11 protein-coding genes are annotated in these 16066 nt (G+C 67.0%); all 11 read left to right on the top strand.

Annotated features, from left to right (window positions below; all coding sequences use genetic code 11):
- Positions 1-27: 27 nt before the first annotated feature.
- The 11 genes from HYG77_RS02670 to HYG77_RS02620 all read left to right on the top strand — a co-directional run bounded on the left by HYG77_RS02670 (position 28) and on the right by HYG77_RS02620 (position 16036).
- Positions 28-1614 (top strand): anthranilate synthase component I, encoded by a 1587-nt coding sequence (locus tag HYG77_RS02670; RefSeq protein ID WP_109335049.1) that lies wholly within the window; start codon positions 28-30, stop codon positions 1612-1614.
- Entirely contained in the window at positions 1611-2321 is a 711-nt protein-coding gene (locus tag HYG77_RS02665; RefSeq protein ID WP_109329382.1) for a TIGR02234 family membrane protein, read from the top strand. Before HYG77_RS02670 ends, HYG77_RS02665 begins: the two co-directional genes overlap by 4 nt.
- A gap of 86 nt (positions 2322-2407) precedes the next feature.
- Positions 2408-3217 (top strand): indole-3-glycerol phosphate synthase TrpC, encoded by an 810-nt coding sequence (trpC, locus tag HYG77_RS02660; protein WP_109329383.1) that lies wholly within the window; start codon positions 2408-2410, stop codon positions 3215-3217.
- 62 nt (positions 3218-3279) lie between these two features.
- A complete protein-coding gene (trpB, locus tag HYG77_RS02655; RefSeq protein WP_159921833.1) occupies positions 3280-4602 on the top strand; it encodes a tryptophan synthase subunit beta in 1323 nt (440 codons plus the stop codon).
- Positions 4599-5402 carry a tryptophan synthase subunit alpha gene (gene trpA / locus HYG77_RS02650; RefSeq protein WP_159921834.1) on the top strand — a complete coding sequence of 268 codons (804 nt, stop codon included), beginning with the start codon at positions 4599-4601 and terminating at the stop codon, positions 5400-5402. Before trpB ends, trpA begins: the two co-directional genes overlap by 4 nt.
- Entirely contained in the window at positions 5399-6436 is a 1038-nt protein-coding gene (gene lgt, locus HYG77_RS02645) for a prolipoprotein diacylglyceryl transferase (protein WP_109329386.1), read from the top strand. The genes trpA and lgt overlap by 4 nt, the downstream gene beginning before the upstream one ends.
- Positions 6429-7337, top strand: a complete 909-nt coding sequence (locus HYG77_RS02640) for a TM2 domain-containing protein (protein ID WP_208961781.1) — start codon at positions 6429-6431, stop codon at positions 7335-7337. The genes lgt and HYG77_RS02640 overlap by 8 nt, the downstream gene beginning before the upstream one ends.
- Before the next feature lie 285 nt (positions 7338-7622).
- Complete coding sequence (gene gltB, locus HYG77_RS02635; RefSeq protein ID WP_208961780.1) at positions 7623-12206, top strand: glutamate synthase large subunit; 4584 nt, start codon at positions 7623-7625, stop codon at positions 12204-12206.
- Positions 12199-13701 (top strand): glutamate synthase subunit beta, encoded by a 1503-nt coding sequence (locus HYG77_RS02630; RefSeq protein ID WP_208961779.1) that lies wholly within the window; start codon positions 12199-12201, stop codon positions 13699-13701. Before gltB ends, HYG77_RS02630 begins: the two co-directional genes overlap by 8 nt.
- A 37-nt stretch (positions 13702-13738) precedes the next feature.
- Complete coding sequence (gene pyk / locus HYG77_RS02625; RefSeq protein WP_109329390.1) at positions 13739-15157, top strand: pyruvate kinase; 1419 nt, start codon at positions 13739-13741, stop codon at positions 15155-15157.
- A complete protein-coding gene (locus tag HYG77_RS02620) occupies positions 15158-16036 on the top strand; it encodes an acyl-CoA thioesterase II (RefSeq protein ID WP_109329391.1) in 879 nt (292 codons plus the stop codon). It abuts the gene before it with no gap.
- Positions 16037-16066 lie beyond the last annotated feature (30 nt).

Here is a 16066-nt window from a genome sequence, read left to right as displayed (position 1 = left end):
CCGAACGCGCCTGGGATGATGGTTGACATGCACGGTGAGCCCACCACGATGTCCGCGCCCAAATCCGCCGCCACCTTGCCAGGTGGCGGATCCGACTCGACCACCACGCGCGAGCAGTTCCACGCTCTCGCCGCCGAGCATCGGGTCGTCCCGGTGACTCGTAAGGTGCTGGCGGACGCCGAAACTCCGCTGTCGGCGTACACGAAGCTGGCGGGAAACAGGCCCGGTACGTTCCTGCTGGAATCAGCGGAGAACGGTCGGTCGTGGTCACGATGGTCGTTCATCGGCGCAGGAAGTCCCGCCGCGTTGACCGTCGTCGACGGGGAGGCGGCCTGGTACGGAAACGTTCCGGCGGGAGCGCCGTCGGGTGGGGATCCCATCGCGGCGCTCGGTCAGACCCTCGAGCTCCTGCGGAGCGAACGGCTGCCCGACCTGCCGCCGCTGACCGGCGGCATGGTGGGCTTCCTCGGCTACGACGCCGTGCGGCGCATCGAACGCATCGGTGAGCACGCCGTGGACGACCTGCAGATCCCAGAGATGGTCATGCTGCTCGCCACGGATCTGGCGGCTGTCGATCACCACGAGGGGGCCATCACCCTCATTGCCAACGCGGTGAACTGGGACGGCACGGACGAGCGGGTCGACGAGGCGTACGACAATGCCGTCGAGCGCCTCGACCGGATGACGGCCTCGCTGTCGGCGCCCGCGCCGTCCACGGTGTCCACGTTCGCCACACCCGCACCCGACTACCGCCGGCAGCGCACCACCGAGGGATTCGGTGCGGACGTACAGCGCCTGGTGGGGGAGATCGAGGCGGGCGAGGCGTTCCAGGTCGTGCTGTCGCAGCGTTTCGAAATCGATTGTGCCGCTGCGCCTATCGATGTGTACCGCATGCTGCGCGCCTCGAATCCCAGCCCCTACATGTACCTCCTCAACGTTCCCGGTGGTGACGGCGAGACCGCGTTCTCGATCGTCGGTTCCAGCCCGGAAGCGCTGGTGACGGTCAAGGAGGGTGTCGCCACCACCCACCCGATCGCCGGCACCCGGTGGCGTGGTGCCACCGAGGAGGACGACATCCTCCTGGAGAAGGATCTCCTCGCCGACGAGAAGGAGAACGCCGAGCACCTCATGCTCGTCGATCTCGGCCGCAACGACCTCGGCCGCGTGTGTGAACCCGGCACGGTGAAAGTGCACGACTATCGGCACATCGAGCGGTACAGCCACGTGATGCACCTCGTCTCCACGGTGACGGGCCACCTCGCGGCCGGCAAACAGGCACTCGACGCCGTCACCGCCTGCTTCCCGGCCGGCACGCTGTCGGGCGCGCCGAAGGTGCGGGCCATGCAGTTGATCGAGGAACTCGAACCGACGAGGCGCGGAATCTACGGCGGCATCGTCGGATACCTCGACTTCGCCGGCGACGCCGACACCGCGATTTCCATCCGGACGGCGTTGATCAAGGACGGCATCGGGTACGTCCAGGCCGGTGCCGGTGTGGTGGCCGATTCGAATCCCGAATACGAGGACACGGAGGCGCGGAACAAGGCCATGGCCGTGCTCAGCGCCATCGCCGCGGCGCACACGATGAAGACCCTGGGAGGCGGCACGCAGTGACCGAAGGGACCGGAGCGGGAACCGAGACTCCAGGACGCCGCCGGTCGATTCTCGCGGTGCTCCTTCTCGCCGTCGCGGCGGTGTGCTTGTGGGGAGCATCCCGGATGACGTGGGTGGAGGTCACCTCCTCCGACGGACTCGGTGAGCAGCGCACAACGGTGCTCGACGGGGGCACCTGGGCGGCGGCGCTCACGCCGCTGGCCTTGACCCTTGTTGCCGCCATCGCCGCGTCCTTCGCCGTCAAGGGCTGGGCGCTCCGCGTTCTCGGCGTACTCGTGGCCGCCGTGGCCGTCGTAGCGGCCGTCCCGGCGGCAACTGTGCTCGTCTCCGGCGCACCGGACGAGCAGGCGGGGCGGCTGGCGGAATTGCCGGGCCGTGCGGTGATCGATTCCGTGTCGGTGAATCAGGGGCCCGCGGTGCTGGCTCTCGCCGGCGCTGTCGCCGCCCTCGCCGCCGCCGTCGAACTGGCCCGCCGTCCACGGGTACGCGCCGGGCTCTCCTCGAAGTACGACAGCCCGGCCGCACGGCGCGCGGCGGCCCAGAAGACCAGCGCTGATTCTGCCGACGAGCCCCTCACACAGCGCATGCTGTGGGACGCCCTCGACGCGGGCGAAGATCCGACGGTCGACGGCTCCCGCGCAGACAAGAAAGCCGATGATGTCGACCGGTTGGACGGCGACAGCAACGAGCCGGGTACCCGATCGTAGACAGAATCAGAGTGCCATCTACGCTTGCTTCACTCCTGATGATGTTCCTCACATCGGGTTCCTGCCCAGAAAGGACTCGGGCCACGATGACCGTTCTCGACTCGATTCTCGACGGAGTGCGCGCCGATGTGGCCGCCCGCGAAGCCGTCCTTGACTTCGCCGCTGTCAAGGCCGCCGCGGCTGCCGCACCGCCTGCGCTCGACGCGGCAGCTGCTCTGCTCGAGCCTGGCATCGGAGTCATCGCCGAGGTCAAGCGTGCAAGCCCGTCGAAGGGCCCGCTCGCCGAGATCACCGACCCCGCCGAACTCGCCAAGGCCTACGAGGCCGGAGGCGCCCGGGTCATCAGCGTGCTCACCGAGGAACGACGTTTTCAGGGATCGCTCGCCGACCTCGACGCCGTCCGGCGTGCGGTCAGCATCCCGATTCTGCGTAAAGACTTCATCGTCGGGCCGTACCAGATCCACGAGGCCCGCGCGCACGGCGCCGACGTCGTCCTGCTCATCGTCGCCGCGCTCGAGCAGCATGCACTGGCGTCGTTGATCGACCGCACCGAGTCGCTGGGAATGACCGCGCTGGTCGAGGTTCACACCGAAGAGGAAGCCAACCGGGCACTCGAGGCCGGCGCCAGGGTGATCGGCGTCAACGCCCGAAACCTCAAGACACTCGAGGTCGACAAGAACACCTTCGGGGAGATCGCACCCGGACTGCCCACCGAAACCATCAAGATCGCCGAATCCGGTGTCCGGGGTACCGCCGACCTCCTCGCCTACGCGGGTGCCGGAGCGGACGCCGTACTCGTCGGCGAAGGCCTCGTCACCAGCGGAGATCCACGCAAGGCCGTGGCCGATCTGGTCAATGCCGGGGCGCACCCCTCCTGCCCCAAGCCGTCGCGCTGAACCTACTGCGGCCGAATTGACCCGGACGGCGGCAGCGCCCGGCGTTGGGGCAGACTGGACCTGTGACTTCACGTAATCAGGACACCGTCTTCAAGGGTGGCGATCTGCCGACTGCCAGCGCCGGAATCGCCGAACGCACGTCGCACGACCCCGACTCCGGAGGACACTTCGGCGTCTACGGCGGACGCCACGTGCCCGAGGCGCTGATGGCGGTGATCGAGGAGGTCACGGCCGCGTACGACAAGGCGCGGTCGGATGACACCTTCTTGTCCGAGCTCGATCGGTTGCAGCGCGATTACACGGGCCGCCCGTCACCCATCTTCGAGGCCACTCGGATGAGTGAATTCGCCGGGGGCGCGCGGCTGATCCTCAAGCGCGAAGATCTCAATCACACGGGCTCGCACAAGATCAACAACGTGCTCGGTCAGGTGCTGCTCGCCAAGCAGATGGGCAAGACCCGCATCATCGCGGAGACCGGTGCCGGTCAGCACGGTGTGGCCACGGCGACGGCGTGTGCACTGTTCGGCCTCGAGTGCGTCATCTACATGGGCGCGGTCGACACCGAGCGGCAGGCGCTGAACGTGGCCCGTATGCGGTTGCTCGGTTCGTCGGTGGTTTCTGTGGAGTCCGGCTCCCGGACGCTCAAGGATGCCATCAACGAGGCGCTGCGGGACTGGGTGACCAACGCCCACAACACGTACTACTGCTTCGGCACCGCGGCCGGACCCCACCCCTTCCCGACCATCGTCCGCGACTTCCAGCGTGTCGTCGGGCTCGAGGCGCGGGCGCAGGTGCAGGCGCTCACGGGCAGGCTGCCCGACGCGGTCACCGCGTGTGTCGGTGGTGGGTCCAACGCCATCGGAATCTTCCACGCCTTCCTCGACGACCCCGGGGTGCGGCTGGTCGGGTACGAGGCTGCCGGTGACGGAGTCGAGACGGGGCGCCACGCCGCCACCTTCGCGGCCGGCACCCCGGGCGCCTTCCAGGGTGCGTACTCGTATCTGCTGCAGGACGAGGACGGGCAGACCATCGAATCGCATTCCATCTCGGCTGGTCTCGACTATCCCGGCGTCGGACCGGAGCACGCCTTGCTCAAGGACATCGGCCGCGCCACCTACGAGCCCGTCACCGACACGGAAGCCATGGATGCCCTGCGCCTGCTGTCCGAGCGTGAGGGAATCATCCCCGCCATCGAATCAGCGCACGCCGTTGCAGGATCGTTGCGACTCGGCCGTGAGCTGGGGGAGGGCGCGATCATCGTCGTCAGCCTCTCCGGGCGCGGCGACAAAGACATGGACACGGCGGCCAAGTGGTTCGGGCTCTTCGACCCCGACGCCGCCACCGAAACCCCCACGACCACCGACAAGGAAGGTTCGGCCAAGTGAGCGAACGACTCTCGCGCCTCGCCCCGACATTCGCGCAGTGCCGTGAGGAGAAGCGTGCCGCTCTGGTCGGATACCTACCCGCCGGGTATCCCACCGTCCCCGAATCCATCGACGTCTTCAAGGCCATGGTCGACTCGGGCTGTGACATCGTCGAGGTCGGTATCGCCTATTCGGACCCGGTGATGGATGGACCCACCATTCAGGCGGCCGCCGAGAAGGCGCTGAGCAACGGCGTCAAGGTGCGTGACGTGTTCACGATCATCGAGCAGATCGCGTCGGTGGGCGGCAAGGCCGTGGTCATGACGTACTGGAATCCGGTTCTGCAGTACGGTGTCGACCGGTTCGCCCGTGACCTCGCGAACGCCGGCGGCCTCGGACTCATCACCCCGAACCTGATCCCCGAGGAGGCCGGCGAGTGGATCACGGCGTCGAAGGAACACGACCTCGACCGGATCTTCCTTGTTGCCCCGTCGTCGACCGAAGAACGACTGGCCATGACCCTGAAAGCGAGCAGCGGATTCGTGTACGCGGCGTCGACGATGGGGGTGACCGGCGCGCGTGACGCGGTGTCGTCGATGGCGCCGGAGTTGACCGCGCGCATCCGCGCCCATTCCGACATTCCGGTGGGTGTCGGTCTGGGTGTCCGTTCGGGGGCCCAGGCCGCCGAGATCGCCGCCTACGCGGATGCAGTCATCGTCGGGTCTGCGCTCGTCACCGCGGTCGAATCCGGGCTTGACGCTGTGCGCTCGCTGACGAGGGAGCTCGCCGAGGGCGTTCGCTCCGCTACCGTGGCGTCGTGACTTCCACTGTGGACGTGCTGGCGTATATTCCGAGTCCGCCTCAGGGCGTCTGGTACGTCGGCCCACTGGCCCTGCGCGCGTACGCGCTGTTCATCATCGTCGGCATCGTCGTCGCGATCTTCTGGGGCGACCGCCGCTGGGTCGCCCGAGGCGGCGAGAAGGGCACCGTGCTCGACATCGCCATCTGGGCGGTGCCGTTCGGGTTGATCGGTGGCCGGCTGTATCACGTCCTGACCGACTGGCCCACCTACTTCGGGGAGGGCGGGGATCCCGTCGACGCCCTGAAGATCTGGCAGGGCGGGCTCGGTATCTGGGGCGCGGTGGCGCTCGGCGGCGTCGGCGCGTGGATCGGCTGTCGCCGGCGTGGGATACCGCTGCCTGCGCTCGGCGACGCGGTAGCGCCTCCCATCTTGCTGGCCCAGGCGATCGGCCGAATCGGCAACTACTTCAACCAGGAACTGTACGGCCGGGAAACCGACGTGGCGTGGGGGCTCGAGATCTTCGAGCGCCGCAACGACGCCGGGCAGGTGCACCCCGAGTTGATCGACGGTGTCTCCACCGGGCAGGTCGCCTTCGTCGTGCACCCCACCTTCCTGTACGAAGCGCTGTGGAACGTGCTGATCGTGATCCTGCTGGTGTGGGTGGACCGCCGCTTCCGTATCGGGCACGGCCGCCTTTTCGCCCTGTATGTGGCCGGGTACTGCGCCGGTCGGTTCTGGATCGAGCTGATGCGCAGCGATCACGCCAGCCTCATCGCCGGCGTCCGCGTCAACTCGTTCACCTCGGCGATCGTGTTCGTCGCGGCGGTGGTGTATGTCTTTGCCGCGACCAAGGGCCGGGAGGATCCGGCGGAGTTGCAACCGCATCATCCTGCCGCGGCGGAAGACGGGCCCCCCGAGCAGGAGACGCCCGAGCAGGATGACGGGGAGAAAGACAAGCCTGCGGGTGACGACAAGGCTGTGAGTACTGCGAGTGCCGGCACCGACGCGGGCACGACGACCACCGACAGCAAGAAGGATGACGCGAATGACTGATCCGGGGAAAGCATCCGACGATTCCGCCAAGGCCGACACCTCCGGCGACGACACCCAGCGGGTGGATCTGGGGAAGAAGAGCGGGAGCGGTGAGTCGAGCCTTCCGCCCGAGTTCGGTTCGCCCTTCGATTACGACGCCACCGCCGAGGCATCGCTGTCGCAGCCACCCGCCACCTCGGATGCAACGCCCTCACCGGCGTCGTCGGGAACCGGGCCCGGATGGGACACCTACTCCGGGGTCGGCAATGGTCCCGGCTGGGGTTCGACTCCCACCTACCCGTCGCCGAGCGGGACCGAACCGACCACCGCACTGCCGAATGTGGGCGACACCCCGCCGCCGACCGCCCCGTACACCGGTTACGACAAGCCGCAGCAGAGTGCGGACGGCCCGACGTACGGCACTCCCGATCCTTACTACAACGCGCAGTACGGGACGTCGCCGCAGTCCGGGCAGGACTATCAGCAGCCCGGCTACCCTCAGGCCGGTTACGGTCAGCAGGGTGCCGCACCCCAGAGTTACGGCCAGCAGAATTACGGCCAGCAGAATCCCGGACAGCAGTATGGCCAGCAGGGGTACGGACAGCAGGGATACCCGCAGCCCGGATATGCCCCGGCCGGGTACAACGCCTACGTCGATCCGTCTGCGCCGTTCGGCCGGCACCCGGTCAGCGGTGAGCCGTACTCCGACAAGTCGAAGCTCACCGCGGGACTCCTGCAGATTTTCCTGGGTGCCTTCGGTGTCGGACGGTTCTACCTGAATCAGCCCGGCATCGCGGTCGCGCAGATCGCCGTCACCTGGCTGACGTGCGGACTAGGCGGGCTGTGGCCGCTGATCGACGGCATCATGATGCTGACGGGCAGCGTGAAGGACAAGTACGGACGACCCCTCCGGGACCAGTGACGACGTAGCGTCGCCGCTCGATTCCACCGCTGTGGCCTCTGTTGCTCCTGCGACGGGGGCCACAGCGCTGTCCCGTCCGGAAATCGGCATATCCGAGGCTTATCGGTGCTGGTAAGCTGAGCGCGCCGGATGTATGTCCGGTAACAACCTTCACGGGCCGAGGCTGTCCCGGTAGACCCCCGAAATGCAGTTAGCGCCCGTCGTGGCGACCCCGCTAGCGGAGGCCGCCGGCAGGGACGCGCAAGCGCCACCGGTGGTCCCCTCGGCCGATGTGGAGGTATATCGGTGCTGTTCTCTCAGTCGCCCGGTCCGCAAGGTCTCTACGACCCGGATCGCGAAGTCGATTCGTGCGGTGTCGCCATGGTGGTGGACGTGCACGGCCGCCGTTCGCACTCCATCGTCGCGGATGGTCTCGTCGCTCTGGACAACCTCGAGCATCGCGGCGCTGCCGGCGCCGAGACGAACAGCGGAGACGGTGCCGGAATCCTGGTGCAGCTGCCCACCGAGCTCTTCGAGGAGGTCGTCGATTTCGACCTTCCTTCGCCCGCCCCGGACGGAAGTAGTACCTACGCCGCGGGTTTCTGCTTCCTTCCTCGGGACCCGGAGGCGCGATCGAGGGCCCGGAAGCGGATCGAGGACCTCGCCGACGAGGAGGGACTCGACATCCTCGGGTGGCGGGACGTGCCGATCGATTCGGAGGGCGCCGACCTCGGGGCGACGGCACGCGGATGCGAGCCGCACATGAGTCAGCTCTTCGTTGCGGCGCCGCCGACGGGCGGACGGCGGCCCAGTGGTCTCGACCTCGATCGCCTCGTCTACCCGCTGCGCAAGCGCGCCGAGCAGATCACTCCGGAGGTCGAGTCGAGCGGGTCCGGCGTCTACTTCCCGTCGCTGTCGAGCCGCACCATCGTCTACAAGGGCATGCTGACCGTTCCCCAGCTGCCTCTCTACTACATGGACCTGCGGGATCCCCGCATGATGAGTGCGCTCGCGGTGGTACACAGCAGGTTTTCCACCAACACGTTCCCGTCCTGGCCGCTTGCGCACCCGTTCCGCTTCGTGGCGCACAACGGGGAAATCAACACCGTTCGAGGCAACCGGAATCGGATGCGGGCGCGGGAGGCGATGTTGTCGAGTGCCGCCATCCCAGACGACCTCCGAAGGTTGTACCCCATCTGCACACCCGAGGCGTCGGACTCTGCCTCGTTCGACGAGGTGCTCGAGCTGCTGCATCTCGCGGGACGCAGCGTGCCCCATGCGGTGATGATGATGGTGCCCGAGGCGTGGGAGAACGACACGAAGATGTGTCCCGACCGGCGCGCTTTCTACCAGTTCCACGCTTCGCTGATGGAGGCGTGGGACGGGCCGGCATGTGTGACGTTCACCGACGGAACCGTCGTTGGGGCAGTGCTGGACCGTAACGGTCTGCGGCCCGGCCGCTGGTGGCAGACCGTCGACGGGCGGGTGATCCTGGCGAGCGAGAGCGGAGTCCTCGACGTGCCCCAGGACGAGGTCGTGGCGAAGGGACGCCTCGAGCCGGGGCGCATGTTCCTGGTCGACACATCGGAGGGACGTATCGTTCCCGACGACGAGATCAAGTCGCGGCTGGCAGCCGAGAAGCCGTACGCCGAGTGGCTCTATGCAGGGTTGCTCGACCTGAGGACGCTGCCCGAGCGACCGCACGCCCAGAACAACCACGAGTCGGTGGTCCGGCGACAGGTGGCGTTCGGCTACACCGAGGAAGATCTGCGGATCCTGTTGTCGCCGATGGCGGCGTCCGGCGGGGAGCCGCTGGGCTCGATGGGAACCGACACGCCCATCGCCGTGCTCTCCGCCCGGTCGCGGCTGCTGTACGACTATTTCGTCGAACTGTTCGCCCAGGTGACCAATCCGCCGCTCGACGCCATCCGCGAAGAGATCGTGACGTCGCTGTCCCGGGTCATGGGTCCGGAACAGAATCTGCTCGAGCCCACTGCGGCGTCGTGTCGTCAGATAGTCCTGCCGTGGCCGGTGCTCGACAACGACGACCTGAACAAGATCATCAATGTGAACGCGGACGGCAACCACCCCGGTCTGGCGGCGACCGTTCTGCGCGGTCTCTACGAGGTGGAGCGCGGCGGTGCGGGCATGGCCGATGCGCTGGAAGAACTGCGCGCCCAGGCGAGCGCTGCGATCGCGCAGGGATACCGGACACTGGTGATCTCGGACCGCGACTCCGACCATACCCGCGCACCCATCCCGTCGTTGCTGGCCGTGGGCGCGGTGCATCACCACCTGATCCGCACCAAGGAACGAACGAAGGTGGCGCTGGTCGTCGAGTCCGGCGACGCGCGCGAAGTCCATCATCTGGCGCTGCTCATCGGCTACGGAGCGGCCGCGGTCAATCCGTACCTCGCGATGGAGTCGATCGAGGACCTGGTGTCGGAGGGCGAGCTGACGGGAGTCGATCACACGATCGCGGTGCGCAACTACCTGACGGCACTCGGCAAGGGAGTGCTGAAGGTGATGTCGAAGATGGGCATCTCGACAGTTGGTTCGTACACCGCCGCCCAGGCTTTCGAGGCACTCGGCCTCGACCGCGGCCTCGTCGACGAGTATTTCCGGGGGACCACCAGCAAACTCGGTGGCGTGGGACTCGACGAGATCGCGCGGGAAGTGCTGCTCCGGCACCGGCAGGCCTACCCCGACAATCCCACCGAGTACGCGCACCGCCGGCTTGCCCACGGCGGCGAGTACCAGTTCCGCCGCGACGGCGAACTGCACTTGTTCACACCCGAGACCGTGTTTCTCCTCCAGCACGCCACCCGCACCGGCAGACACGAGGTTTTCGCCCAGTACAGCGACGAGGTGAACAGGCTCGCCGCGGCGGGAGGTGCACTGCGTGGCCTCTTCAGCTTCCGCGAGGGCCTCCGGCCTCCGGTGCCGCTCGAGGAGGTGGAGCCGGCGGAGCGGATCGTCACTCGTTTCAACACCGGCGCGATGAGCTATGGGTCCATCTCCGCCGAGGCGCACGAGACGATGGCTGTGGCCATGAACAATCTCGGTGGGCGATCCAACTCCGGGGAGGGCGGGGAGAACGTCGACCGCCTCTACGACCCGTCCCGTCGCAGCGCCGTGAAGCAGGTGGCGAGCGGAAGGTTCGGTGTCACCAGTGATTACCTCGTCAACGCGAGCGACATCCAGATCAAGATGGCCCAGGGAGCCAAGCCGGGCGAGGGCGGGCAGTTGCCCGCCTACAAGGTGTACCCCTGGGTGGCGGAGACCCGGCACTCGACTCCGGGCGTGGGGTTGATTTCACCTCCGCCGCACCACGACATCTACTCGATCGAGGACCTCGCACAGCTGATCCACGACCTCAAGAACGCCAACGACCAGGCCCGTGTCCATGTGAAGCTGGTCAGTTCGGTGGGTGTGGGGACGGTGGCGGCCGGTGTCAGCAAGGCGCACGCGGACGTGGTCCTCATCTCGGGCAACGACGGCGGCACCGGCGCGACTCCGCTGACGTCGATGAAGCACGCGGGTACGCCGTGGGAGATCGGACTGGCCGATGCGCAGCAGACACTCGTGCTCAACGGTCTGCGCGATCGGATTACCGTTCAGTGCGACGGCGGGATGCGTACCGCGAAGGATGTCGTCGTCGCTGCGCTGCTCGGGGCGGAGGAGTTCGGCTTCTCGACGGCGCCGTTGATCGTGGCAGGGTGCATCATGATGCGTGTGTGCCACCTCGACACCTGCCCGGTGGGTGTGGCCACTCAGAACCCCGAATTGCGTAAGCGGTACACCGGCAAGCCCGAGTTCGTCGAGGAGTTCTTCCGCTTCATCGCCGAGGACGTGCGGCAGCACCTGGCGCGTCTCGGCTTCCGCAGCATCGATGAGGCGGTGGGGCACGCGGACATGCTCGAGACGGCCGAGGGAATCGCGCACTGGAAGAGCCGCGGACTCGACCTCTCGCCGATCTTCGCGTTACCGAAGGGCCCCGACGGGACCCCGCTCACCCAGCGGCGCAAGGTGACCGACCAATACCATGCCCTGGACCGGGCGCTGGACCGCACGCTCATCCAGCTGGCCGAAGGTGCCCTCGAGGACGCGCATCCGGTCGAGATCGAGATGCCCGTGCGCAATGTGAATCGGACTGTCGGGACGCTGCTCGGGGCCGAGGTCACCCGTCGTTACGGTGCGGGTGGGCTCCCCGACGACACTATCCGGCTCACCTTCACCGGGTCGGCGGGTCAATCACTCGGTGCGTTCCTGCCGCCGGGCATCACCATCGACCTCACCGGCGACGCCAACGACTATGTCGGGAAGGGGCTGTCGGGCGGGCGAATCGTGGTGCGCCCGGCCGCCGACGTCCTGTTCGTCCCGGAGACTCAGGTGATCGCCGGCAACACACTGCTCTACGGTGCGACCTCGGGTGAACTGTTCCTCCGCGGGCGGGCCGGCGAACGGTTCTCGGTGCGCAATTCCGGAGCGACCGCCGTGGTCGAGGGAGTGGGCGATCACGGGTGCGAGTACATGACGGGCGGACGGGTCGTCGTCCTCGGTCCCACCGGACGGAACCTGGCGGCCGGAATGTCGGGCGGAATCGCGTATGTGCTCGACCTCGATCCCGCCGACGTCAATCCGGCCATGGTCACCCTCCTTACACCCGACCCCGAGGACCTCGACTGGCTGTGCCGTACCGTCAGCGACCATCTGCACTGGACCGGCTCCACCGTCGCGGCTTCGATGCTCGCCGATTGGCCCCGGCGGTCTGCGCTGTTCACCAAGGTGATGCCGGTGGACTATCAGCGGGTTCTCGAGGCCACTCGGCTGGCCCGCGCCGAGGGGCTCGACGTGGACACCGCAATCATGGAGGCGGCTCGTGGCTGATCCGCATGGTTTCCTGCACATCCCCAAGAAGGAAGCACCTAAGCGACCCATTGCGGAAAGGGTGCACGACTGGCACGAGGTCACCAGTCCGCTCAGTCCCGAGGAGCGCAACGCCGAGGTAGCCGAGCAGGCCACCCGCTGCATGGACTGCGGTATCCCGTTCTGCCACTCGGGAAGTGCGGGCTGCCCGCTGGGCAATCTGATTCCGGAGTGGAACGATCTCGTGCGCCGCGGCCGCTGGTCGGCGGCGAGCGAGCGTCTGCATGCCACCAACAACTTCCCGGAGTTCACGGGCAGATTGTGCCCGGCGCCGTGTGAATCGGCGTGTGTGCTCTCGCTCGCCGACACCCACACGACGGGCAGCGTCACCATCAAGCGGATCGAGCAGACGATCGCCGACGTCGCTTGGGAGTCCGGAACGGTGGAGCCTAAACCGCCGATGATCGCCACGGGCAAGAAGGTCGCGGTGGTCGGTTCCGGTCCGGCCGGGCTCGCGGCCGCCCAGCAGCTCACCCGCGCCGGACACGATGTCACCGTCTACGAGCGCGACGACCGGCTCGGGGGACTCCTTCGCTACGGCATCCCCGAGTTCAAGATGGAGAAGTCGGTTCTCGATCAGCGGCTGGTCCAGATGCGCGCGGAGGGAACGCATTTCGTCACCGATTGCGAGGTGGGTGTCGACCTCACCGTGGACCAGTTGCGGGCCAACTTCGATGCGGTGGTCCTCGCCATCGGCGCCCTGCGTGCCCGAGACAACACGACGGTGGAGGGCCGGGAGCTGGGCGGTATCCATCTCGCAATGGAGCACCTGGTGACGTCCAACAAGGAGTGCGAGGGTGACGGCCCTGCGTCGATCACCGCGAAGGGCAAGCATGTCGTCATCATCGGTGGCGGTGACACCGGCGCGGATTGCCTCGGAACTGCGCATCGACAGGGCGCGTTGTCGGTGACCCAGTTGGACTACCGCCCTGAGTTGCCGAGCGAGCGGGACGAGTCCGTGACTCCGTGGCCGGCCTCGCCGATGGTGCTGCGCACGTCGCCGGCACACGCGGAAGGCGGCGTCCGCCGGTATCAGGTTGCGGTGCAACGGTTCCTCGGTGACGAGAACGGAAACGTCAGGGCCATGGTGCTCGCGGAGGTCCGCGTGTCCAGGGAGGACGGCAAGCGCATCATCACCCCGGTGGGGGAGGAAATCGAATTGCCCTGCGGATTAGCGCTTTTCGCGATCGGTTTCGAGGGCGTCGACCTGGGCCCGCTGCTCGACGACTACGGTTTGAGCCCCACCCGTCGGGGCGTGCTGTCCTGTGGTCCCGACTGGCAGACCACCGCACCGGGAGTGTTCGTGTGCGGCGACGCGCATCGCGGTGCCTCGCTCATCGTGTGGGCGATCGCCGAAGGCAGGTCCGCCGCGCATGCCGTCGATGCGTACCTCACAGGGGCGTCCGACCTCCCCTCGCCGGTGCATCCGACGGCGCTTCCGCTGGCCGTAGTCTAAATGGAGATGGGCGGGCGGGACGACTAGGCTTCAGGCCGTGAACCGACGGACGAAGATCGTATGCACTCTTGGACCTGCTACCGCCACCGGTGACCGTATTCGCGAACTCGTCGAAAGCGGTATGGATGTGGCCCGGCTGAACTTCAGCCACGGGGAACACTCCGACCACGAGGAAAATTACAACCGCGTCCGAGCCGCATCGGATGTGACGGGAAAGGCGGTCGGAGTCCTCGCCGACCTCCAGGGGCCCAAGATTCGGCTCGGCCGGTTCGCCGAAGAGCGCACGACCTGGGCCAACGGTGAGCTCGTCCGGATCACTGTGGACGAGGTCGTCGGCACGCACGACCGGGTGTCGACCACGTACAAGCAGCTCGCGGAGGACGCCAAGGCGGGTGACCGGCTTCTCGTCGACGACGGCAAGGTCGGTCTCGTCGTCACCGGCGTCGAGGGCAACGACGTGGTGTGTCGCGTCACCGAGGGTGGCCCGGTCAGTAACAACAAGGGTGTGTCCCTGCCGGGGATGAACGTGTCGGTGCCCGCGCTGTCGGAGAAGGACATCGCCGACCTCGAGTTCGCCCTGAACCTCGGTGTCGATTTCATCGCCCTCTCGTTCGTGCGTTCACCTGCCGACGTCGAGTTGGTGCACGCGGTCATGGATCGCGTCGGTCGCCGCATCCCGGTCATCGCGAAGCTCGAGAAGCCGGAGGCCATCGACAACCTCGAGGCCGTCGTCCTCGCGTTCGATGCGGTCATGGTCGCGCGTGGTGATCTCGGCGTGGAACTTCCGCTCGAGCAGGTCCCGCTCGTGCAGAAGCGGGCCATCCAGATCGCCCGCGAGAACGCGAAGCCGGTCATCGTTGCCACGCAGATGCTCGAGTCGATGATCGAGAACTCGCGCCCCACGCGCGCCGAGGCGTCCGACGTGGCCAACGCGGTTCTCGACGGTGCCGACGCGGTCATGCTCTCCGGGGAAACCTCGGTGGGTAAATACGTGATGGAGACCGTGCGCACCATGGCCCGCATCGTCGAGGCCGTGGAGGGTGAATCGACCCGGGTGCCTCCGCTGACCCACGTTCCGCGCACCAAGCGGGGCGTCATCTCCTACGCCGCCCGCGACATCGGTGAGCGACTCGACGCGAAGGCGCTCGTTGCCTTCACCCAGTCCGGCGACACGGTGCGGCGACTCGCTCGCTTGCACACCCCGCTGCCGTTGCTCGCGTTCACCCCGCTCCCGGAGGTGCGCAGCCAGCTCTCGCTGACCTGGGGCACGGAGACGTTCCTCGTCGATCCCGTCGAGAGCACCGACGCGATGGTCCGTCAGGTCGACCACGCACTCCTGGGCCTCGGCCGTTACCAGAAGGGTGAACTGGTCATCATCGTGGCAGGTTCGCCGCCCGGCACCGTAGGATCGACCAACCTGATCCACGTCCACAGAATCGGTGAAGAGGACCACTAGGTGAGCGAAGTCGCGGCGAAGACCGATCTCGAGACTCTTCTCGAACTCCTCGATCTGGAGAAGATCGGGGAGGACACCTATCGAGGTCGGCATCCCGCGCAGGTGGGCAGTCGGACGTTCGGCGGCCAGTTGATCTCGCAGGCTCTGGTCGCCGCCGGCCGCACCGTCTCCGGTGAACGGGCGGTGCACGCGGTCAACGCCCATTTCATTCGCGGTGGTGACGTGAAAGAACCGATCGAGTATCGCGTCGATCGTCATCGCGACGGCCGAGCCTTCGCCAACCGGCAGGTCACCGCCCTGCAAAACGGTCAGGAACTGTTCGTGATGCTTGCGGCGTTCCAGGACTGGGGCCAGGGACTCGAACACGCGGTCGCGGTTCCCGATGTTCCGTTCCCGGAGACACTTCCGCCCCTGGGTGATCATTTTCTCGGTTACGAGGACCGGCTGAAGATGTTCGTCAACGCCCTGAAGCCGATCGACATGCGGTATGCGAACGACCCCTCCTGGATCATGAAGGGTACGGGGGAAAAGCTCACCCACAACCGGGTGTGGATGAGGGCGGACGGCAATCTTCCGGACGATCCGCTGATCCACGTCGCCGTCATGGGTTACTCGTCGGACACCACGGTTCTCGATTCCATCATCACCACGCACGGGTTGTCGTGGGGCCTCGACCGGATCGTGGCCGCCACGGTCAATCATTCGATGTGGTTTCATCGCCCGTTCCGGTTCGACGACTGGGCGCTCTACGCCACTGAGTCGCCGGTGGCCGCCGGTTCGCGAGGCCTCGCGACCGGGCGCTTCTTCTCGCTCGAAGGCGAACTGCTCGCCACGGTCGTGCAGGAGGGGCTGATTCGTCATTTCCCGCCCAGGAAGTGACCGTTCGGGGCGTATCGTCGATTCCGGATC

It is taken from the genome of Rhodococcus sp. ZPP, assembly GCF_017656075.1.
Classification (GTDB): domain Bacteria; phylum Actinomycetota; class Actinomycetes; order Mycobacteriales; family Mycobacteriaceae; genus Rhodococcus_F; species Rhodococcus_F oxybenzonivorans.
The sequence above is the reverse complement of the archived record's forward strand: the minus strand, read 5'-3'. Positions and strand labels throughout refer to the sequence as shown.